Annotated in this window: 15 protein-coding genes and 6 pseudogenes; 14 read left to right on the top strand and 7 right to left on the bottom strand. The window is 68.4% G+C overall.

All coding sequences use genetic code 11. The features are described 5' to 3' along the window. The first annotated feature begins 32 nt into the window (after positions 1-32). The 4 genes and pseudogenes from ACW4TU_RS09650 to ACW4TU_RS09635 form a co-directional block, all read left to right on the top strand. Positions 33-977 carry an NAD-dependent epimerase/dehydratase family protein gene (locus tag ACW4TU_RS09650; protein ID WP_457426626.1) on the top strand — a complete coding sequence of 315 codons (945 nt, stop codon included), beginning with the start codon at positions 33-35 and terminating at the stop codon, positions 975-977. A gap of 257 nt (positions 978-1234) precedes the next feature. After that, entirely contained in the window at positions 1235-1753 is a 519-nt protein-coding gene (locus tag ACW4TU_RS09645; RefSeq protein WP_457426624.1) for a transposase family protein, read from the top strand. 33 nt (positions 1754-1786) lie between these two features. Then, the gene (locus tag ACW4TU_RS09640) at positions 1787-2092 is read left to right on the top strand and encodes a hypothetical protein (RefSeq protein WP_457426622.1); all 306 of its coding nucleotides are present in this window, start codon (positions 1787-1789) and stop codon (positions 2090-2092) included. Between the two features lie 323 nt (positions 2093-2415). After that, positions 2416-2659, top strand: a pseudogene (locus tag ACW4TU_RS09635) (electron transfer flavoprotein subunit alpha/FixB family protein); the annotation flags it as partial. Between the two features lie 102 nt (positions 2660-2761). Here ACW4TU_RS09635 and ACW4TU_RS09630 read toward each other — a convergent pair. Further along, positions 2762-5101: an alpha-L-fucosidase gene (locus tag ACW4TU_RS09630; RefSeq protein ID WP_457426620.1), complete on the bottom strand. Its 2340-nt coding sequence runs from the start codon at positions 5099-5101 to the stop codon at positions 2762-2764. Positions 5102-5692: 591 nt separating this feature from the next. Here ACW4TU_RS09630 and ACW4TU_RS09625 point away from each other — a divergent pair. Beyond that, the gene (locus ACW4TU_RS09625; protein WP_457426618.1) at positions 5693-7132 is read left to right on the top strand and encodes an RICIN domain-containing protein; all 1440 of its coding nucleotides are present in this window, start codon (positions 5693-5695) and stop codon (positions 7130-7132) included. A 782-nt stretch (positions 7133-7914) separates the two neighbouring features. Here the strand turns inward: ACW4TU_RS09625 and ACW4TU_RS09620 are convergent. Then, positions 7915-8643 (bottom strand): TetR/AcrR family transcriptional regulator, encoded by a 729-nt coding sequence (locus ACW4TU_RS09620; protein ID WP_457426616.1) that lies wholly within the window; start codon positions 8641-8643, stop codon positions 7915-7917. Between the two features lie 90 nt (positions 8644-8733). Here ACW4TU_RS09620 and ACW4TU_RS09615 point away from each other — a divergent pair. Together ACW4TU_RS09615 and ACW4TU_RS09610 are read left to right on the top strand one after the other, a co-directional pair. Next, positions 8734-9594: pseudogene (locus ACW4TU_RS09615) on the top strand (SDR family oxidoreductase). 136 nt (positions 9595-9730) lie between these two features. Then, positions 9731-10708 carry an IS481 family transposase gene (locus ACW4TU_RS09610; RefSeq protein WP_457426614.1) on the top strand — a complete coding sequence of 326 codons (978 nt, stop codon included), beginning with the start codon at positions 9731-9733 and terminating at the stop codon, positions 10706-10708. Here the strand turns inward: ACW4TU_RS09610 and ACW4TU_RS09605 are convergent. Further along, positions 10705-11304 (bottom strand): GntR family transcriptional regulator, encoded by a 600-nt coding sequence (locus tag ACW4TU_RS09605; protein WP_457426612.1) that lies wholly within the window; start codon positions 11302-11304, stop codon positions 10705-10707. The genes ACW4TU_RS09610 and ACW4TU_RS09605 overlap by 4 nt on opposite strands. A 290-nt stretch (positions 11305-11594) precedes the next feature. Between ACW4TU_RS09605 and ACW4TU_RS09600 the strand changes: the two are divergent. The 3 genes and pseudogenes from ACW4TU_RS09600 to ACW4TU_RS09590 all read left to right on the top strand — a co-directional run. Continuing rightward, a pseudogene (locus tag ACW4TU_RS09600) lies at positions 11595-11814 on the top strand (electron transfer flavoprotein subunit beta); the annotation flags it as partial. Positions 11815-11899: 85 nt separating this feature from the next. Beyond that, a pseudogene (locus ACW4TU_RS09595) lies at positions 11900-12861 on the top strand (electron transfer flavoprotein subunit alpha/FixB family protein). 552 nt (positions 12862-13413) lie between these two features. Further along, positions 13414-13809 (top strand): hypothetical protein, encoded by a 396-nt coding sequence (locus ACW4TU_RS09590; RefSeq protein ID WP_457426610.1) that lies wholly within the window; start codon positions 13414-13416, stop codon positions 13807-13809. 342 nt (positions 13810-14151) lie between these two features. On the opposite strand, the gene ACW4TU_RS09585 is transcribed toward ACW4TU_RS09590, so the two are convergent. After that, positions 14152-15192, bottom strand: coding sequence for an epoxide hydrolase family protein (locus tag ACW4TU_RS09585; RefSeq protein ID WP_457426608.1), 1041 nt, complete (start codon positions 15190-15192; stop codon positions 14152-14154). 37 nt (positions 15193-15229) lie between these two features. On the opposite strand from ACW4TU_RS09585, the gene ACW4TU_RS09580 reads away from it, so the two are divergent. Both ACW4TU_RS09580 and ACW4TU_RS09575 read left to right on the top strand, forming a co-directional pair. Further along, positions 15230-15790 carry a TetR/AcrR family transcriptional regulator gene (locus ACW4TU_RS09580; protein ID WP_457426606.1) on the top strand — a complete coding sequence of 187 codons (561 nt, stop codon included), beginning with the start codon at positions 15230-15232 and terminating at the stop codon, positions 15788-15790. A gap of 178 nt (positions 15791-15968) precedes the next feature. Next, positions 15969-16190 (top strand): hypothetical protein, encoded by a 222-nt coding sequence (locus tag ACW4TU_RS09575; protein WP_457426604.1) that lies wholly within the window; start codon positions 15969-15971, stop codon positions 16188-16190. 61 nt (positions 16191-16251) lie between these two features. On the opposite strand, the pseudogene ACW4TU_RS09570 reads toward ACW4TU_RS09575, so the two are convergent. Further along, positions 16252-16329: pseudogene (locus tag ACW4TU_RS09570) on the bottom strand (YbhB/YbcL family Raf kinase inhibitor-like protein); the annotation flags it as partial. Here ACW4TU_RS09570 and ACW4TU_RS09565 point away from each other — a divergent pair. Next, positions 16312-16800 (top strand): annotated as a pseudogene (locus ACW4TU_RS09565) (FCD domain-containing protein); the annotation flags it as partial. The pseudogenes ACW4TU_RS09570 and ACW4TU_RS09565 sit on opposite strands and share 18 nt — an antisense overlap. Before the next feature lie 354 nt (positions 16801-17154). On the opposite strand, the gene ACW4TU_RS09560 reads toward ACW4TU_RS09565, so the two are convergent. Together ACW4TU_RS09560 and ACW4TU_RS09555 are read right to left on the bottom strand one after the other, a co-directional pair. Then, positions 17155-18144 (bottom strand): SMP-30/gluconolactonase/LRE family protein, encoded by a 990-nt coding sequence (locus ACW4TU_RS09560; protein WP_457426602.1) that lies wholly within the window; start codon positions 18142-18144, stop codon positions 17155-17157. Between the two features lie 25 nt (positions 18145-18169). Continuing rightward, on the bottom strand, positions 18170-19189 hold the full coding sequence (locus ACW4TU_RS09555) for a zinc-binding dehydrogenase (RefSeq protein ID WP_457426600.1): 1020 nt from the start codon (positions 19187-19189) through the stop codon (positions 18170-18172). A gap of 155 nt (positions 19190-19344) precedes the next feature. Here ACW4TU_RS09555 and ACW4TU_RS09550 point away from each other — a divergent pair, with 155 nt between their 5' ends. After that, a complete protein-coding gene (locus tag ACW4TU_RS09550; RefSeq protein ID WP_457426598.1) occupies positions 19345-20199 on the top strand; it encodes a helix-turn-helix transcriptional regulator in 855 nt (284 codons plus the stop codon). Positions 20200-20201 lie beyond the last annotated feature (2 nt).

The raw sequence follows: 20201 nt of genomic DNA, 5'->3' as shown, positions 1-20201 counted from the left end.
TGACGATCAGACTCCCAACGAAAGGCGCCATCGTGATCCTCGTCACCGGAGGGGTCGGCTTCATCGGCTCCCACACCGTCCGCGCCCTCACCGAGGCCGGCGAGGAGTGCGTCCTGCTCCAGCGCCGCACCCCGCAGGTACCCCCACACCTCGCGGACCTGCCTATCCACGTCGTCCAGGCCGACGTCGCCGACCTCGACGCCCTGCTCGCCGTCGGCCGGCAGTACCCGATCACCGGGATCGTGCACCTCGCCGTCGCCCTGCCGTGGCCGGTAACCGACGACGACCCGATCGAGGCCACGGGGGGAGCCCTGGAGGCGTTCCTCAACGTCGTCCGCGCCGCGCAGACCTGGGGTGTGCGCCGTGTCGTGACCGCGAGCACCATCGGCGTCTACGGCTTCACCTCTGAAGGCGCGCTGACCGAGGACATGCCGATCCCCCTGGGGCACTTCCACGCCATCCCGACGTTCAAGAAGATCACCGAACTTCTCGCCGGCCACCTCTCGGACGTGACCGACGTGGACATCGTCAACGCACGCATCTCCGGCACCTGGGGTCCCGGCGGACACCTGCCCGACCCGTTCTTCGCCGCCCCCTCCCTGGCCCATGCTGCAGCCCAGCGCAACGAACCCGACCTGTCGGGACTCATCGCGCCGCCGCACGCCGAGGACGCTCTCGATCTGCTCTACGTCAAGGACACCGGTCGCGCGCTCGCGCTGCTGCAGCTCGCCGGGAAGCTGCACCACTCCACGTACAACGTCGCCTCTGGTCGTGCCACGAGCAACGCCGACGTCGTTACCGCGATCAACTCCGTCGAGCCCGGCTTCCAGTGCGAACTCCCCTCGGCCGGAGACCGCCCGGTGAGCTGGCTCGACATCACACGCCTGCGCGAAGACACCGGGTTCGAGCCCCAGTACGACACCGGCGCAGCTGCCGCTGACTACATCGCCTGGCTGCGCGCGGGAAACCAGCGGTAACCCCCCAGTCGCCCTCGGCTGTCGTCACGCAGATCCGATCTTTGCCTTGCCGGAGACGACCACCCATCGTCTCCGGCAGGGACCCCGACGCCCTTCGAGAGATCGACCGATGCTGACGACCGAAGCGCGGACACTCGGCCGCCGGATCGCGTGCAACCCCCGTGCGATCAACGGACGGCCGAAACATGCATCCCTCCTGGGGGCGACCACAAGGCACGTCCGGCGCTCTCGCCGACGAGCTACTGGGGCTTCAAGGCATGCACCTGCTCACTCTGGTCCGCGTCGATGCCGGCACCGAGACCGCCGCTGAGCACCCCCACGGGCTCCTGCGCCTGACGGTCGAGACCGCCCGATCGCCTCTGGTCGCCTGCCACAGTTGCGGGGTGCTCGCTGCGGACCACGGCCGGCGCGAGCACCGCCTCGCCGATGCGTCCTGCTTCGGCACCCCCGTGCACTTGATCTGGCGCAATCGACGCTGGCGCTGCCGCGAACCACGCTGCCCGACCGGCGTCTGGTCCGAGGAGCACCCAGCGCTGCCCGCCCTACTTGGTGTGTTCCTCGGCCTGATGGTCTGCTGCGACCTCGGCGGAGCGATCAGCAGGACAGCCGTCGCCTTCGGAATAGTGGGCGTGAGCGGTTACGACCCGTCGAAGTTCAGCCCGATCGACATGACCATCATGGCCGCCGTGGTGGCGGCGGGCATGGTCCCTGCTCTCGGCATGACACTCGCCACCCTGGTTCGCCGCAGGCTCTTCACCGAGGCCGAGCGGGCCTAGGGCAAGACCGCCTGGCTGTTCGGCGCGGCCTCCATGCCCCAGGGCGCAGTCCCCTTCGCGCTGGCCGACCCCCTGCGGATGATCCCGGCAAGCATGGCCGGCGGAGCCGTCAGCGGCGCCCTGATCATGACCTTCGGCACCACGATCACAGTCCCCTACGGCGGCGTCCTCGCCATCGGACAGGTCGGCAAGCCGCTGCTCTTCGCCGTCTCCGTCGCCGTCGGCGTCCTCGTCACCGCTGCGGTCACGGTCGCCTTGAAGAGCCTGCGCCGTACAGCACAGGCCACCGCGCGCCCTGCCCCCGCCGGCATCCGCCGGAAGACGTCGGTGACTGTCTGAGGCCCCTTGGCCGGGAGGACCCGGCCGCCCGTGCGCCGAGTGCTCCAGGTCTTCCGAACTCGCCTTCCGGATCGATCATGAATCCATAGGCCATGGACACCCGTTGGTCTCCGGCCGGAATCAACCATCCCTCCGCAGTTGAGCCCTCGAGAACGTCGGCGTGCAGAATGCGCGGGCCGCCCCCTCGTACGCGGAGGTCGGCGGCAGCGCGATGCCACCCCAGTGATCCTGGAAGGCCACGGTGCGGTCGATCTCCGCAGCGGGAATCCCGTGCCTCAGCCACTTGTCGCGGTGGGGCCGGAAGACAAGAGGTCCGAAGGAGGTCCCGTCCGGCGCTGCGCGTCGGCTCCGGCATCATCACCGACGCCGTCGACCTGGAGGCCGGCGACGAGGGCGGTGGCCACGCAGTCCGTGTTCGCCGCGTCCTTCACCACCAAGACCCGTGTCGCCAAGGGCACCCCGGTCATCACGGTCGAGCCGGACTCCGCCGCCGGGGAGGCCGCCCCGGTCGCCGGCGTGGTCGAGGCCTTCGACGTCACCTTCTCCGCCCAGGCCACGGGTACCAAGAGGAAGCGTGCCCGCCGGAGGTGAGGGGCCGGTGCCGTGGTGCGGCACCGCACCGGCCTCACTGGACGCCGTTCACAGGTGATGGATTCTGCGGGACGACGCCTACAGGGCGACGAGCTGCCATTCCTGGTTGGACCCGCTGGTCGTGGGCCACTGGAGGACCTGGGCGCCGTCTGCTGTGGAGGCATCCTTGACGTCGGCGCACCATCCGTTGCCGACGTTGACGAGCCGGTAGTAGCCGCTGGTCGCGGGGACCAGATTCCACCACTGGTTGCCGGTGCCGGTGTCGGCCCACTGGTCGAGCTGCGCGCCCTGCGCGGAACTGCCCGGACTGTCCAGGACTTTGCCGCTGCGGACGTTGGACAGCCGGTAGGAGCCGTCGCTGTTCGGCAGCAGCTTCCACTGCTGGTTGGTGCCGCCGGTCGACGGCCACTGGATGATGGCGGCGCCGTCTGCGCTGGATGCGCCGCTGACGTCCATGACCTTGCCGCTCTTGCGGTTCACCAGCTTGAAGGTGCCCAGGTCCGCGGTGAAGGGCCGGTCGTAGATCTCCAGGTTGCGGATGGACGCCCAGACCCCGGCGGGCAGTCCGGTGACCGTCACCCGTACGTAGCGGGCCTGGGTACTGAGTACGACGGTCTGCACCTGGCTGGTGCTGGTGGTGCCGGTGCGGTCGACGAGGGTGGTCCAGGTGGTGTTGTCGGTGGAACCCTCGACGCGGTAGCGGTAGTTGGTGGCGTCCAGCTCCCAGGCGATACGGGCGCCGGTGAGGGACTTGGTCGCTCCCAGGTCCACCTTGAGCCAGTTCCCGGCGCTGCCGTTGTTGGCGCACCAGCGGGTGGCGGTGGAGCCGTCGACGGCCTTGGCCGCGGTGTTGCCCTTGGACGTCTCCTCGCTGCTGGCGGTGACGGTCTTGCCCACGGCGATGTCGGCCGGCTGCACGGTCCGGTCCAGGGTCACGCCGACCACGCTGTCCTCGGGGATGCGGGTCCGATTGATCCCGGTGACGGTCACCTTGCCGTCCGAGCTGACGGTGTACGACAGGTCGGTGCCCGACGCCACGTCGAAGACCCGGGTCACGTTGGCGTCCCCGACCGACGGCGTGGTGAACGAGGTGCCGCTGTAGCCGGGCAGCAGGTGGACATAGAAGGTGCTGTCCTTGGACGTGAACCCGTACTTGCCGTCGACCGGGTTCCACGGGCCGCCGCGGGTGCCGTACACGGCCTCGCCGCAGGTGGTCATGAAGGAACCGATCCTGCGCACCAGGTCCGCCTGGGCGGTGGGCACCACACCGGTGCGGTCCGGACCGACGTTGACCAGACAGGTGATGTTGCGTACCCAGGCGTTGACCATGATGTTCATGGCCGTGCCGAAGCTCATCACGCTCGCCCCGGCCTTGTAGCCCCAGGAACCGCCGATGGTGAAGCACTTCTCCGCCAGCTTGCCGGTACGGATCGCGCCGGTCGGGACGGAGGGCCCCTCCTCGCTGGCGAAGTCGCCGATCCAGCCGGAGCGCAGGGTGGTGACTGCGTCCGGCTGGTACTTGCGCACCAGGCCGGTCAGGCCGAGGGGGCGGCCAGTGGCGGTGTCGGTGTCGCTGTAGGCGGAGTCCACCGGCCACGCGTTGGCGGTGTCGCGGAACTTGCCGGGCTCCCAGAAGAACGCGGCGTCCCGGTCAGAGCCCTGCTGGCCCAGCCAGCCGCCGTCCCACCAGATGTCGTCGATCTTGCCGTACTGGGTGACCAGCTCCTTGACCTGCTGGTACACCTCGTTCTTCATGATCCGCGCGTTCTCCTTGTGCGCGGGATCGGTGGTGTAACCCCACGTGTTGGAGAGGCAGTTGGTGCCGTACACGTCGTAGTAGCCCGGGTAGCGCCAGCTCAGCGGCGAGAAGTACAGGCCCACCTTCAGCCCGGCAGCGCGCACGGCGGTCACGTACTGGTCGACGAAGTCACGCTGCAGGGGGGCCTGCCCGGAGTGCCAGGCGTTGGGATGGGTGGACGGCCACAGCGCGAAGCCCTCGTGGTGACGGGTCGTGAGCACCGTGTACTTCGCGCCCATGTCCTTGGCCAGCTGCGCCCAGTCGGCGGGGTTGTAGGCGGTGCCGGTGAACTGCTCGGCGGTGGCGTCGGTGACGTACTTCTTGTAGTTCTCCGGCGTGACGGCGGCGTTCTCCATGTACCACTCGCCCTTGGCCGGGCCGGAGTAGACGCCCCAGTGGATGAACATGCCGAGCTTGGCATCCTGCATCCACTGGATCTTCTCGTTGGACTGTTGCTCGACGCCCATGTCGATCTGGGGGATCCTCAGGGGCGGGAGCGGCAGCGGTTCACCGGCAGTGGCGGCGTGGGCGGGTATCGCCAGTGTCGGAGTGATCGCGGCGGCGACCGTCATGGCCGCCATTCCGGCAAGCACTCTTCGTCGAGTGATCGGATCTGACACGTGGATCTCTCCTCTGCGGCCGCAGGACAGAGCGGAGCGTCCGTGCTGCGGCTCGGCATCCGGGCCGAACAATGGGGGATTCACCCACGGGCAGTGGGGGCAGGGGAGCCCCCCCGGGGGCGTCCACCCACTAGGTGACATCGGATGTATTAAGGGGCAGTAACCCAGGACCTGTCCAGAGGGCAGGAGAAATTTCCTGGTCAACGCATGATTTTCGAGCGTACAAAGTTGTTGGGTCTTAATACATAGGATGTCCAGCAGGTGATTCAGGCTGTGGTGTCTCGCCATCCACAGACCGGCACCCAGGCCGCCGGCCGGCCCTGCCCATCGGCGACCGCATCGTTGACGCAGCGCCATTTCACATCTAGCGTCCTCCGACGGAGCCGCACACAATCCAACAGTTCGGACCGTGCTGACACGGTCCGTCGTGTTCTCTCCCCAGTCCGCCGTCCATCCGCGGATCGCCACCGTGAGTGAATCCGGCCCAGTCCGCCCTTTGTGGACGCGGCCGTTGGGCGCCCTGCGCCACTCACCACCGGTACCGGACCTCGCAGTCCGCCCGGCCCTTCCCCTCCTCCCGAAGGAAACCTGATGCTCCGACGCGCCCTCACCTCGGTGCTAGCCGCCGCCCTGAGTGTGTCCGCACTTCTCATCACCGGATCCCCCGCCCAGGCCGCCCAGGTCACCGTCACCAACGCGACGCAGTTCACCGACACCACGGGAGCCGTGGCGCACGCCCACGGCGGCGGGGTGATCAAGGTGGGCTCCTACTACTACTGGTTCGGCGAGAACCGCAACGCCGACAACACCTTCAAGGCCGTCTCCGTCTACCGCTCGACCGACCTGAAGACGTGGGAGTTCAGACGCAACGTCCTGACCCAGGCCAGTGACCCCGAGCTGGCCGTCGCCAACATCGAGCGCCCCAAGGTCGTCTTCAACAGCACCACCGGCAAGTACGTCCTGTGGATGCACAAGGAGAACGGCACCGACTACACCCAGTCCCGCGCGGCTGTCGCCGTCTCCGACAGCGTCGACGGCGACTACGCCTGGCGGGGCAGCTTCCGGCCGCCGAGCGGCACCACGTCCCGGGACATGACCCTGTTCAAGGACGACGACGGCACCGCATACCAGATCACCTCCGCCGCCGGCAACGCCGACCTGCAGATCTGGAAGCTCACCGCCGACTACACCGGCTACGACAGCCTCGCCGCCAACCCGTGGCCCGGCACCTACCGAGAGGCCCCCGCGCTGTTCAAGCGCAACGGCGTCTACTTCATGCTCACCTCCGCCAACAGCGGCTGGAAGCCCAACCAGCAGAAGTACGCCACCGCCACCAGCATCGTCGGGCCCTGGACCGCCATGACCGACATCGGCGACGCCACCGGGTACGGCTCCCAGACCACGTTCGTCCTGCCCGTCCAGGGCACCTCGGGCACCTCGTACCTCTACCTGGGCGACCGCTGGGGCAACTCCATGGGCGGCACGGTCAGCGACTCGCAGTACGTCTGGCTCCCGCTGACCTTCCCCACCAGGACCACCATGAACATGCCGTGGTATCCGCAGATCGCCATCGACGCACAGGCCGGAACCGTCACCGGCGTGGGCGGCGGCCCCTACTACAACCTCGTAGCCCGCCACAGCACCAAATGCCTCGACGTCTCCGACAATTCCGCCGCCGACAACGCCATCGTCCTGCAGTGGGACTGCAACACCGGCCTCAACCAGCAGTGGCGGCTGCAGGACGCGGGTGACGGATACGTCCGCGTCCTCGCCCAGCACAGCGGCAAGTGCCTGGACGTCGCGAACAACTCCACCGCCAACGGCGCCTTCGTCAACCAGTACCGCTGCGGGACAGGAACCAACCAGCAGTTCCAGTTCCAGGACCAGGGCAACGGCTACTACCGCCTCATGGCCCGGCACAGCGGCAAGTGCCTCGACGTCGCGAACGCCTCCACCGCCAACGGCTCCCGCCTCGTCCAGTGGCCCTGCGGCACCGGCACCAACCAGCAGTTCCAGCGGCACACCGCCTGACGCTCCAGCTGAAGTTCACTGTCACCGCTGCTCAGGGCCGTGTCTCCGCACGCATGGCTGACGTGCCCCCAGGTTCGGAAGGTTCGCGGCCTCTGGTGCGGCGGTGGTAGCGGCAGCGGCGGGCACACGACGGCCCACTGCTCGTCAGATCGGTCGGGTATCGGCGCACACCTCCGAATATTCGATCTATCTCCGGCCAAGATGACCAAGCCTCCGACGGATAGCGATGTGGCCGATGTCCACTCCGCAAATGAGCCGATGAACGTGCCGGGAGATCTCACCGTGATCAATGAATCCCAACCGTAGCGATGAAGCATCCTCGAGTTCGGCGGTGCCCTGGCCCTCGCGCCTCTGATCACTCAGCTGACCGGCGGCGCGGAAGGTGCTGGAGTATCCGTACCCGCCACGGACTGGCAGTCGCAGGCCTTGCCGATCGACAGGAAGCGCAACACCGTTGAGCGGGCGATCAACAAACTGAAGGGTTTCGGCGCGGTTGCGACCAGGTTCGAAAGGCGCGGCTGCATCTACGTCGGTACCGTCACGGCAGCCGCACTCGTCATCCGGCTTCGCTCATGATCGCCAGGACGCTGTCTAGTTGTATTGACCACGAGCGTTGTTAACAGTGGGCGGCGGAGGTCGTGATCAAGGTCGGCGGCACGTTATGGGCAAGGGGAAGCCAGCCGGAGTCGCGTGGTCGCCCACCGTCTCATCCCGTGGACGCCGCTTCATCGCACGATCTCTCCTCGGGAGGTGCAACCTGCACGAGGGCGCCTGGCGCGTGATCAGGCATGTGGTGCGCCACCGTCCCCTGCCAGGCGCGTGAGCCACTCACGCAGCAGGCGCTGCTCGGCGTCGCTCAGGACATCGGCAACGTCGGGTAGGGCGGCGCGCAGCGTGCGAGCCGCCGCGGGGGGACCGGACTCTGAGGCGGGGACCACCGGCTCGGCGCGAGTAACCGCCGCGACCATGGACTCACGCAGGACGGTCAACAGCGCCGGATTGCGGCGGTCCGCAGGGGTGGAGTGCCAGGTGGTGACCGCGCCCTGGCCGGTTGCCTGGATGATCTGGGCGGCCAGCTCCTCGTCGACCCGCAACCACCCCCCGGCCGCCAGCCGACGCACCCGCCCATGGAGGATCTCCAAGCCCGCGCGGTGTGCCGCGTCCGAACCCCGGCCGACGGCCCGGTTCATCACCGCGAACAGCTCGGGGCTGGAGACCCCGAACTCGACCACCATGTCCCAGCCCCGGCGCAGCTCCTCCACCGGGTCCTGTGGAGCGGGGTCGAGCTGCGCGCGCTTTCTCTCCAGGAACTGCGCGTAGCCGTGCTCGACGACGGCCTCAAGAAGCCCCTCCTTATCGCCGAAGAGGCGGTAGATCGCCGGCGGCTGCATTCCGGCCGCGGCCGCGACCGCGCGGGTGCTCACCGCGTCAGGGCCGCCGTTCTCCAGCAGCTCGACGGCGGCCTCGACGATGCGGCGCCGAGGGCTGTCGGTTGAGTCGCGCGTAACCATGAACCGATGGTACCGAGGATCTGGTTCCATCGGAATTTTCCAGTGTTACCGCTACTGTGATTCCAGCGGAAACAGTTTACGGAGACCTCAATGATCATCGTCACCGGAGCCACCGGAAAGCTCGGCCGCCGCACCGTCGAGCGCCTCCTGGAGCGCGTCCCCGCCGACCGCGTCGGCATCAGCGTCCGCGACCCCCGCAAGGCCCAGGACCTCGCCGACCGCGGTGTCCGCGTCCGGCGGGGCAGCTTCGACGACCCCACCTCGCTCGTACACTCCTTCGAGGGCGCCGAGTAACTGCTCCTCGTCTCCCTCGACCGCACAGGCCAGGAATGCGTCAGCGGCCACCGCGCCGCCATCGACGCCGCCGTGCAGGCCGGCGTCGGCCGCATCCTCTACACCAGCCAGATGGGCGCCGCCCACGACGCCCTCTTCCAGGCATGCCGGGACCACGCCCAGACCGAGGACCTGCTGCACGCCACCGGCCTGCCCTGGACCGCGCTGCGCAACGGCTTCTACGCCTCCAGCGCCCTGCAGTTCCTGGAGCCCACCCGCCACACCGGCGACATCGCCCTCCCTGTCGACGGCCCCGTCGCCTGGACCGCCCACGACGACCTCGCCGAGGCCACTGCGGTGATCCTCGCCGAGGAGGCCCGCTTCGAGGGGCCCACCCCGCCGCTCACAGGCCCGGCGGCGCTCGACTTCGACACCATCGCCGAGATCGCGTCCGAGGCCACCGGACGGCCCTTCACCCGCACCGTCGTCCCCGACGACGTCTTCCGAGAGCAGGTCCTGGCGCACGGCGCCCCGGTCCCGATCGCCGACCTGATGCTGAGCATCTTCGCCGCGTCGCGGAATGGCGAGTTCACCGCTGTCGACTCGACGCTGGCCGAGCTGATCGGGCGAAAGCCCGCCACCTTCCGTACCCAGCTGGAGCGTGCCTGGGCCGAATAGATCCAGTGGGGCGCGCAGCCAGCCCGGCCTGACTCGCCGCCCACAAAGGCTCGCCCTCTGTCGCCCGAGGCCGTCGATCACCAGATCGGCGGCCTCGGGCACAAGCCCAGACTCCACACCATCCCAGAGGTTTCCCATGCCCCATCCCCATGCCCGGCTGACCATCCACGGCAGACGGCTCCTCGTCGGCCGGGTCCGTGCTGGCAGGCCCATCGCCCACGTCGCCGAAGAAATGGGCATCTCCCGCACCACAGCCCACAAATGGGTACGGCGCTGGCGAGCCGAAGGCGATCCGGGGTTGTATGACCGCTCCAGTCGACCCCTGACGACACCACACCGAACCCCTGCCGATGTCGAGAATCGCATCTGCGAGCTACGACGCGACCGCAAGCTCGGCCCTGCACGGATCGGCCCGATCCTGGGCATACCCAGCTCGACGGTCCACCGCGTCCTGACCCGCCACGGCCTGAACCGGCTGCGCTGGATGGACCGGCCCACCGGTCAGATCATCCGACGCTACGAACGATTACGTCCCGGCGAAATGGTCCACGTCGACATCAAGAAGCTCGGCAACATTCCCGACGGCGGCGGACATCGGAGCATGCCCCGCCAGCAGGCCGCCGGCAATCGGCAGGCCACAACCGACGCGCGTAGGGGCGGCAGTCCCGTGATCGGCTACAGCTTCGTCCACACAGCCGTCGACGATCACTCCCGGCTCGCATACAGCGAGGTTCTGACCGACGAACGCAAAGAGACCGCGGCCTCCTTCTGGCAGCGTGCGAATACCTTCTTCGCCGAGCACGGCATCACCGTCGAGCGCGTCCTTACCGACAACGGCTCCTGCTACAGATCCCGACTGTTCGGCCAGACTCTCAGCGCCGCCGACATCGTCCATAAGCGCACGCGCCCCTATCGCCGGCAGACGAACGGCAAGGTGGAGCGCCTAAATCGCACCCTGCTCGACGAATGGGCATACGTGCGCTCGTACTCCAGCAACGCCGAACGCACCGAAGCCCTGGCGGACCACACCTACAACTACCACCGGTGCCACACCGCACTCGGCGGCCAACCACCCATCAGCCGCGTCAACAACCCTGCGGGTCAATACATCTAGTGCAACTGGTCCCCGACGGACGATTTGATCATCGCCTCGTCCAGGTCGAGATGGCGCGCTGCCTCCGCGCCGATCGCCCGACTGTCACCCGCGGTGAAGGTGTCGAGCAGTGCGCGGTGGTCGTGCTGCGCGAGTTGATCCACATGGAACGCAGTTACCGCCAGACGGACGTAACGCTCGGACGTCAGCCACAGCTGACCGAGAACCCGCCGGGAGACCGGGTTGAGCGCGGGCGCGAGCATGCTCTCGTGGAATCTGCGGTGCACATCCAGCCACCGCTCGACGTCACCGCCGCCCAGTTCGTGCAGTTCGTCGTGCAGGGTGGTCGCCAGTTCGACGTCACCCGGTGCGCGATCCCCAGGGGCCTGAACCATCAGGGGCGCCTCGATGAGACGGCGCATCGCGTATGTGTTCTCGAGCTCGGCCAAGGTCAGCTGGGTCACCATGGTGCCTTTGCGTGGCACCGTGACGATCAACCCCTCGGCCTCCAGTGTGCGCAGAGCTTCCCGCACAGGGACCACCGAGACACCGAAGCGTTCCTGGAGGTCCTTGGGCAGGAGACGAGCGCCGGAGGGAATCTCCCTGGTCAGAATCAAGGCGCGAACGCGGTCGACAGTTCGCGGTTGATGCCGGGGGACAAAGGGACATTGTTGCTGCGCGGGGTCATCGAGGGACCTCCGCCTCCTTCTCTGTCGGCAATCCTTGAGCCTTTAGAGTTTATAAACTAGTACAGCCCATGCCGCGCCTGCACTGTCGCCTTCCGGGAGCGCCGGGCATCCGTGACAACCTGCTAGGCACCCCACGTGCCGGCTTCACAAAAGACGAACCCACCGCCGTCCTTCGGGTCGTAGACCTGTGGTGCTCCGGCCGACGCGTCATGCGGTGTTACCCGTCCTTCAAGGGCATCGTGGCGGCCAAGAAGAAGCCGGTGACCTCCTGGGACCTGGCGGACCTGCGAGGCGCACCAGGTCGGGCTGCACGGCGCCTGCATCGTGGTCGAGTCGGCGGCCGGGCGGCCAGCGCGCACTACCGGCACGATCGTCAGGAACGAGGGCGCGGGTGGCAAGCAGCTCGCCGCCTTCCTCGCGGAGCACCAGTACGTGTGACCCGGCCGCTCAGGCCTGAGGTTCATCCGAGCCTGACGCGCAGACCGCCCCCACGCCCCTCTGCAACAAGGAGAGACGAAGTCCCATGCCTGAAGTTCTCGTCTACGTCGATCACGTGGACGGTGCCGTCCGCAAGCCCACTCTCGAGCTGCTGACCCTGGCCCGCCGCATTGGTGAGCCGGTGGCCGTAGCCCGCGGTGCGGGTGCGCGGAACACTGCCACCACGCTGGCCGAGCACGACGCGGCGCGGGTGCTGTTCGTCGATGCCCCCGAGTTCGCCGACTACCTGGTAGTGCCCAAGGTGGACGCGCTGCAGGCCGCCTGCGAGGTCGTCTCCCCGACCGCAGTGCTGGTGCCGTCCTCCGCCGAAGGCAAGGAGATCGCCGCCCGCCTGGCACTGCGCATCAGGTCGGGCATCATCACCGACGCCGTCGACCTGGAGGCCGGCGACGACGGCCCGGTGCTACCCAGTCGGTGTTCGCGGCCTCCTTCACCACCAGGTCCCGGGTGGCCAAGGGCACCCCGGTGACCACCGTCAAGCCCAACTCGACGGCCGTGGAGGCATCGCCGGCCGCCGATGCGGTTGAGCAGCTGGCGGTTTCCTTCGGTGAACTGGCCACCGGCACCAACGTCATCGCCCGTACCCCGCGCGAGTCGACCGGACGTCCGGAGCTGACCGAGGCGGCGATCGTGGTCTCCGGCGGCCGGGGCATGGGCGGCGCGGAGAACTTCGCGGTCGTCGAGACCCTCGCCGACCAGCTCGGCGCGACCGTGGACGCCTCGCGTGCCGTGGTGGACGCGGGCTGGTACCCGCACACCAACCAGGTCGGCCAGACCGGTAAGAACGTCTCCCCACAGCTGTACATCGCGGCCGGCATCTCCGGCGCCATCCAGCACCGCGCCGGTATGCAGACCTCGAAGACGATCGTGGCCGTCAACAAGGACGCCGACGCCCCGATCTTCGACCTCGTCGACTACGGCGTGGTCGGCGACCTCTTCGAAATCGTCCCCCAGCTCACCGAAGAGATCAGGAGCCGCAAAGGCTGACCTCGGGAAACCGCCTCGTCCAGCCTGGTTCCGTGGACGATCGCCATGCGGGTTCGCCGGCATCCAGGAGCCGAGGTCGCTGCCGCGGCGCTCGGTCATGAGCCGGCCTGCCTGTGGAGGAGGCTGTGGCTGCCCGTGCGTCCGAGGCCACGGATCTCCCGCAAGAGCTGCCTGACCGGTAGACCGCGGGATCCTCGGACAGCTCCGGCGCAGATGGTTGCGGCAGAGGTCGACCCCGGCAGGCGCGGTAACTGGGGCGGGCGACGCAGCCATCAACCGGCCCGGCGCGGGCTCCGCCAGTCAGCCGCACGCGACCAGGTGCTTCGCCCTGCCCCGCGTCACACCTTCCCTATTTGTTGACACATCAAGCACCTCAGTCAATAATTGACACATCAACAAGTCGCTGCCATGTGGCAGCCGAGCGGGAGTGCAGTAGGGGAGTCCATGACAGCCGCGTCCTTCGAACGGGTGCTTGGCTTTCGGCATGGTCGAGCATTACCGCCCGGTCCACAACGACAGTGCCTCGCCCCCACATCGAGGTGAAGGATGACCATGACCAAGCGCGGCACACACCGCCTTGCCCGCCTGACCGGAACAGCCGCGGCCGGCGCGGCACTCGTACTGACCGCCCAGGCACCGGCATCGGCCGCCGGCCCCTACCCGGTTTACTTCCAGACGAGCACGATTCCGGCTGAGTTCAACAGCATTCGGCCGGTCCACCCCAATGTGAGTTACCCCTGCAACACGGTGGTGCGGTCCGCGTCCAGGACCTCCGCGACGGGAGGCTACCCGCTGATGAAGTCGAAGGGAAACAAGCAGGAGTTCCAGGGCTACACGAGCAAGGACTGTTCCACGGGCGGGGGCACCTCTATCACCGTGACCTTCGGCGATCCGACGATGACTGATCCCAGCAACGGCCAGCCTTACTACCTGCTCGACTGGCGCTGATACCAACTCGCAGGTGGCCCGGGGCCGGGCTGGATCGCCCGGCCCCGGGGCGGAGTTCCAGTACGGGTGCACGGTGGCGGGTGTCGCGGTCGACCTCGAGAGCTCCGGTCCACCGTGCTCGTCCCCAGGCGCTCTGTTGGCCGACTCCGGTAACTCCCGTCGCGCGAACCCAGCCGAAGGCGGCGCCGTCGGTGACGGTGGTGCTGACAACGCGGCGAGGGTACGACGCTGCCGGGCACCCGGCAGCCGGCGCGGACGGAGCCGCCGGAAGCGACGGGCTGCCACGCCATGGGCCGTTCCGGCGCACGGCGTGGCAGCGGCCGAGTGTCCGCAACTTCCGTTTCAGCCGCCCAGTTTGACCGCACGGTGTAGGTCGTCGGCGTAGGCCTGGGGCTGTTCCCAGGCTGCGAAGTGGCCGCCGGCAGGGTGTTCCACGTACTCGCATATGTTCAGGAACGCCTCGGCGTAGCTTCGTGGCTCCGGTTTGGTGTCGCGCGGGAACACCGAGAGCACGGTCGGCGTGTCAATCCGGTCGGGGAGGACGGCCGGTTCGGTATAGGTGGAGAAAGAGGTGCCGATCGTGCCGGTGACCCAGTAGGCAGTGACCCAGGTGAGAAGCTCGTCCGGAGTGAAGGCCGAGTCGTCGGACCAGGACTCCAGCTTCTCGATGATCCACGCCGCGAGTCCGGCGGGTGAGTCGCCGAGGGCGACGGCGAGTGTGTTCGGCCGCGTCGACTGCTCCGCGATGTACCCGCCCTCGGCCCGGAACCACTGCGCCGTCCGGCCGAGGTAGGCCGCCGCGTCGGGCGCGAGCTTTGCCGGGTCGGCCGTGAACGCATGCTGCGGGGCGATGTTCGTGAGGTGCAGGGCGGCCACCCGGTCCGGGTGCTGGGCCGCGAGGATTTCCGCGACGGTGCCACCCACGTCGCCGCCGGACACCGTGTACCGCGGGTATCCGAGCTCGTCGAGAGCGTCCGCGACGATCCCGGCGATTCGGTTGACCGACATACCGGGGGTGGTGAGCGGGGCTGCGAACGGGAAGCCCGGCAGCGCGGGAACCACCACATGCATGTCCGCGAGCAACGGCAGAACGCGCTCGAACCGCAGCACCGAGTCCGGCCAGCCATGCAGCAGCACGACAACCGGGGCGCCGGGATCCGCGGACCGCTGGTGGATCACCCGCAGGTCGGTGTCGCCTGCCTTCACCGTCACCCAAGGCAACTCGCCGATACGGCGCTCGTGCACGCCCCAGTCGTACCCGTTCGCCCAGCGCTCGAGCAGTTTGTCGAGGCGGGTGCCCCTGATGCCGCGCGTTCCGTCTTCACTCCACGGGGTCGTGACACGCCGCGTCCCCTTGAGTCGTTCCAGCATCTCGTTGTTCATGTGTATCAGCATACACATGATGTGTATGCTGATACACATGACTTTGCGCAATGCGGCCGCCACCCGGCAGCGCATCCTGGAGCACGCACAACGCCTGTTCGCCCAGCACGGGTACGCCGCGATCACGGTCAAGGGCGTGGCCGACGCGGCCGGGGTGTCGCCCAACCTCATCACCCGCTATTTCGGCGGCAAGGATGGCCTCTTCCTGGCGGCAACCCGGGTGGAGATCCCGGTCTCCGACTCCTTCGACGGTGACCGTTCCGCGCTGGGTTCGCGCCTCGCGGCGAGCATCGTCCAGCGCTGGTTCGGCGCACCCGGGGAGGATCCGCTGCTCGTGCTGCAACGCGCGTCCGGCGAACGCCCGCAGGCGGCGGAGGCGCTGGCCGCCTTCCTCGACACCAACTCACTGGAACCGCTGCACCGCTACCTGCGCGAGAGCGGCCTGGACGACGCGGACGCCCGCAGCCGAGCCGCGGCGATCGACGCCTTCGTGCTCGGCGTCTCCACCCGTCGCCGGGTCCTGCGTTCCGAACTCGGCGACCCCGCCGAACTCCAGGCCTGGCTGAGCGCCACCATCCAACGCCTCACCGACGGGTGATGCCCGGCAGCGTGACGTACGGAAACTCCGCTTCCGGTCAGCACCTGCAGTCCGGTCATCGGCATCTGCCCGACCATCGTGATCACGGCCTTGGCGCCGCGACCAAGGACGTGAGGTGTGGAGGTCAGGCTGCTCGGGTGGTGGGTTGGCCCCAGCGTCATTCTCGGTGAAATGGTGGATGACCTGCCCGGAGTTCGCCCCGTGCGTGGCGGCCTGCGTGGGGAATTCGGCGGCCTTCCCGCCACTGCCGACCATCACGCCGTCGGGCGACGACGTCACGCTGATGACCGCGCCGGGCTGCACCCCGGCGTACCGCAGGGTGTGCATCGGTCGGGGGTCGGTCTGGATCAGCTCCCTGGTGCGCCGTACGACCGCGCTCGTGCCGTTCGGCCCGGGCTGAAGGTCGCCGAGGCTGACGACGCTCTCGTCGGGGAACGGATCAGCGGTGTACTTCTCGCCGAGGCGGTGGTTGTCAGGACCGCGCGGCCGAGGATGTGGCCGGCCATGGTGAAGCCGAGGGCGGCGGGGGTGGCGTCGGCCGACTGCCAACCGCGGCTTCGCCATGGTCGGCCTTCTCCGACCGCCGCTGGCAGGAGATCGCGGAGACCCGTCGGACCCTCGAACCGGTCATGCTGCGCATGTCCATCGAACGCGGCGATGTCGACTGGGAAGCCCGCGCACGAGCCGCCCACCAGCGTCTGACCCGCACCCCGGCGTGCGTGCCGGAGGAGGGCGAGCACTACAGCAGCGCATGGGCCGAAGCCCACCGCCTCTTCCACCGCACCCTGCTGGAGACCTTCGACCGACTGTGGACCGCGAGCGAGATGGCTCGCCGCTGGTCGGCGCACCGCAACCCCGGCCGGGACGGCGCCCTGGAACATCGCCGGCTGGAGGAGACGGCCCTCGCCCGCGACGCCGACACCGCGGCCCAGGTCCTGACCCAGCACCTCACCCAGACCGCGGACGTACTGACCGACTGCCCCTACCACGAACCCACGAACGAAGCCTGACGCACCCTGTCTGCCTGGCCGCAGAACTGCATCTGATCACCGACATCGGAGCTACAGCACGACCATCTGCTGCGGCGGAGCCCTCACTGTGATCACTGCGACCTGCGGCGGGTCATTGGCCGCCGGGGTGAGGTGTACGCATTTACTGCGGCAGTTCTGGAAGGGCAGGGCAGGCGTGACGATCGAACCAGTGACCGAACTCGAGAGCGGGGGCGCGTTGCGTTTGCCGCGCGCCCGCTCTCTCCTCGGGGGACTTCGTGCCCGCGTTGCAGCCGTTCCTCGGCTCGGCGGCCGGGCTGTCGCCGGGATCCGCGGGGCGCAACGCCAAACCGTTGCGCCCCGCTCGACCCGGGCCTACAGCTTGACCCGTACCACGCTGAACGGGAGGTGCGGGTTCGCGATCTGCCACTGGTAGTTGACCACCAGCAGATCCCTCCCGTCGAAGGCACCGGTGGACGGGACGTCCATTCCCTGACCGTTGATCCGGCGCAGCACTGTGCCCTTCGAGTAGTCCTTGTTCAGTCGGATCTCGCTGACTTCGCCCTCGGGGTGGTACAGGCTGGTGATGCTGTACAGCTTGTTGCCCCGCAGGAGCATCCCGTCCGGGCCGATGTCGTCGGTGCCGAGGTCGACCTTCCGGATCGAGCCGGTCCGGGTGCTGATCCGGTATACCCCGACGTCGGCGATGTCGGACATCAGGACGAACCGCCCGTCCGGCGAGACCACCACGCCGTCGCCGTTGATCTGCCCGCTCTTGTACTTGACCTCGGTGCCGGTGAAGTCCACTGCCTTGAGCAGCTTCTGGTGCGCCTTCTTGCTGTTCAGCTGGGCGGCCGTGATCCGGTACAGCGCGGGGTGGTACGAGTCGGTGGCGTAGGCGTCCCCGTTCGGGGCGATGGCGATGTCGTTGATCAGCGTGTTCTTTCGCGCACCGGAGTCAAAGACGTGCAGCAGGCCGCCGGTCCTGGTGCTGTAGACCCACACCCGGCCGGTCGGGCCGCCGGCCACGATCAGCCGTCCTGACTGGATTTTCATGCCCACCGCGCTGGTGCGGCCGTTCGTGCCTCCGGGCACGAAGACCTTCAGTTTCTTCTGATCGGTGCGGCCCCGGTAGATGGTGCCGTCGGTGGTACTTCCGACGTAGAAGTACTTCGTCCCCACCTGACGGACGATGCCCTCGGGATAGGTGTTCTGGCCTGGCAGGACGTAGGTGCTGATCTGCTTCTGGGATACCGGCGCCCGCTCGGCGGCCTGCGAGCCGGCCGGGAGGGCCACCCCGAGGCCGAGCAGAGCGGTGGCGGCCAGCGTTCCGCCGATCAGACGGCGGGAACGGACTCTGGACATGGTTCTTCTCCTTGACGGTGGATGATCAGAACGTGATGGCGACCTTGAGGGCGTCCCTGGCGTCCATGGCCCGGTATCCCTCCGGCGTCTCCTCCAGGCCGATCGACCGGTCGAAGACCTTTCCTGGCTGGACGGTTCCGTCGAGGATGCCGGGCAGCAACTCGTCCATGTAGGCGCGGACCGGGGCCGGGCCGCCGGTCAGGGTGATCGTGCGGAAGAAGAGGCTGCCGAGGCCGACCGGGGCCTCCTCGTACTGCGGGACGCCGACCCTGCTGATCACGCCGCCCGCCCTGACGATACCCACGGCCTGGTCGTAGGCCGGGCGGTGGCCGACCGCCTCCAGCACCTTGGGCGCGCCGCCGCCGGTCAGGTCGCGGACCTTCGCGATGCCCTCTTCGCCGCGCTCGGCCACCACATCGGTGGCACCGAACTCGCGGCCCAGGTCGGTGCGCTCCTTGTGCCGGCCCATCAGGACGATCTGCTCGGCGCCGAGCTGCTTCGCCGACAGAACGGCGAGCAGGCCGACGGCACCGTCACCGACCACCGCGACGGTGTCGCCCGGGTGCACGCCTGCACGCCTGGCGGCGTGGTGGCCGGTGCCGTACACGTCCGCCAGGGTCAGCAGGCTGAGCAGCTGGGCCGGATCGGAGGTGGCGGGCAGCACCTTCAGCGAACCGGCCGCCTGCGGGATCCGGATCAGCTCGGCCTGGGCGGCGGAGAGCATCTCCATGTGGGCGCAGGCGGTGGTCAGCCCGGCCCGGCAGAATTCACAGGTGTTGTCCTGCACCGACCAGGACGCGACCACCAGATCGCCCTTGGCCAGACCGATGACCGCCGAGCCGAGCTCCTCGACGATGCCGATCAATTCGTGACCCATCTGGATGCCCTGCTTCGAGGCCGGCATGCCGCGGTAGGAGTGCAGGTCGCTGCCGCAGACGCAGGCGCGCACCACTCGCACCACCGCGTCCGTGGGCTGCTCGACGACCGGGTCGGGGACGGTGCCGATGCGGACGTCTCCGGCACCGTACAGAAGCGCTGCGCGCATGGGGTGTTCCTCGCTTTGACTCAGGGGATTCGTCCGGCCGTGATCCGGCGGACGAGAAGAGTCAATGCCCGGGCGAGGGGGTGGAACCAGATCGTGCGTGTGGTGGCACCGGCGCTACCTGGTTACACCCCGGGCAGCCCCGTAGCCTCAAAGGTATGGACGTGGCACGCGAGCTTTCGGAGTTCCTTACCTCACGCCGCAGTCGGCTCAGTCCCGAGCAGGCCGGCATCATGACTCCCCGACAGGCCCGGCGGCGGGTCAGCGGGCTCCGCCGGGACGAGGTGGCTTCGCTGGCCGGCGTGAGCGTCGAGTGGTACACCCGCTTGGAGCAGGGCCGGGCCAAGGGCGTCTCCGAAGAGGTGCTTTTCGGCGTGGCGAAGGCCCTCCAGCTGGACGAGACCGAGCGCGAGCATCTCCTCGGCCTGGCCCACGCTCTGGGGCCGGGGACCCGCCGTCGCTCATCCACCGGTGAGATCCCAACCGCACGGCCCAATCTCCAGGTTCTGCTCGAGACGATCACCGGCGGCGCGGCGATCATGCTGAGCGAGCACGGACACGTGCTGGGCGCGAACGCCATCGGCCGGGCCCTTTACGCGGACATGTTCGCCGTTCCGGGCCCGCTCAACATGCCCAAGTTCATCTTTCTCGACCCGGCCGCCCGGGCCCTCCACCCCGACTGGGAGGAGGTGGCCGACACGGTGATCGCCCTGCTGCGAGCCGCCGCGGGCCGGAACCCCTTCGCCAGGAGCCTGACCGATCTGGTCGGCGAACTCTGCACCCGCAGCGACTACTTCCGCACCGGCTGGGCTACCCAGAACGTGCATCCGCTCACCACCGGGCACAAGCGCTTCCGCCACAAGTACGTCGGGGATCTCAGTCTCGACTACGAATACTTGAACGTCGCCGACGGCCAGGGAATCGTGATCCTCACGTACTTCGCGAAACAGGGCACACCGGCCCACGACGGCCTGCAGCTCCTGGCCGCGGCCGCCCAGCTCGAACAGCGCTGAGA

Source organism: Streptomyces kryoterrae (assembly GCF_054072135.1).
The sequence above is the reverse complement of the archived record's forward strand: the minus strand, read 5'-3'. Positions and strand labels throughout refer to the sequence as shown.

What these genes read in the sequence shown, in the direction of transcription:
- ACW4TU_RS09645 (WP_457426624.1), top strand. Translation starts at nt 1,235, where the DNA reads ATGCACCTGCTCACTCTGGTCCGCGTCGATGCCGGCACCGAGACCGCC.
- ACW4TU_RS09640 (WP_457426622.1), top strand. Translation starts at nt 1,787, where the DNA reads ATGCCCCAGGGCGCAGTCCCCTTCGCGCTGGCCGACCCCCTGCGGATG.
- ACW4TU_RS09625 (WP_457426618.1), top strand. Translation starts at nt 5,693, where the DNA reads ATGCTCCGACGCGCCCTCACCTCGGTGCTAGCCGCCGCCCTGAGTGTG.
- ACW4TU_RS09620 (WP_457426616.1), bottom strand. Translation starts at nt 8,643, where the DNA reads ATGGTTACGCGCGACTCAACCGACAGCCCTCGGCGCCGCATCGTCGAG.
- ACW4TU_RS09610 (WP_457426614.1), top strand. Translation starts at nt 9,731, where the DNA reads ATGCCCCATCCCCATGCCCGGCTGACCATCCACGGCAGACGGCTCCTC.
- ACW4TU_RS09590 (WP_457426610.1), top strand. Translation starts at nt 13,414, where the DNA reads ATGACCAAGCGCGGCACACACCGCCTTGCCCGCCTGACCGGAACAGCC.
- ACW4TU_RS09585 (WP_457426608.1), bottom strand. Translation starts at nt 15,192, where the DNA reads ATGAACAACGAGATGCTGGAACGACTCAAGGGGACGCGGCGTGTCACG.
- ACW4TU_RS09580 (WP_457426606.1), top strand. Translation starts at nt 15,230, where the DNA reads ATGACTTTGCGCAATGCGGCCGCCACCCGGCAGCGCATCCTGGAGCAC.
- ACW4TU_RS09575 (WP_457426604.1), top strand. Translation starts at nt 15,969, where the DNA reads ATGACCTGCCCGGAGTTCGCCCCGTGCGTGGCGGCCTGCGTGGGGAAT.
- ACW4TU_RS09560 (WP_457426602.1), bottom strand. Translation starts at nt 18,144, where the DNA reads ATGTCCAGAGTCCGTTCCCGCCGTCTGATCGGCGGAACGCTGGCCGCC.
- ACW4TU_RS09555 (WP_457426600.1), bottom strand. Translation starts at nt 19,189, where the DNA reads ATGCGCGCAGCGCTTCTGTACGGTGCCGGAGACGTCCGCATCGGCACC.
- ACW4TU_RS09550 (WP_457426598.1), top strand. Translation starts at nt 19,345, where the DNA reads ATGGACGTGGCACGCGAGCTTTCGGAGTTCCTTACCTCACGCCGCAGT.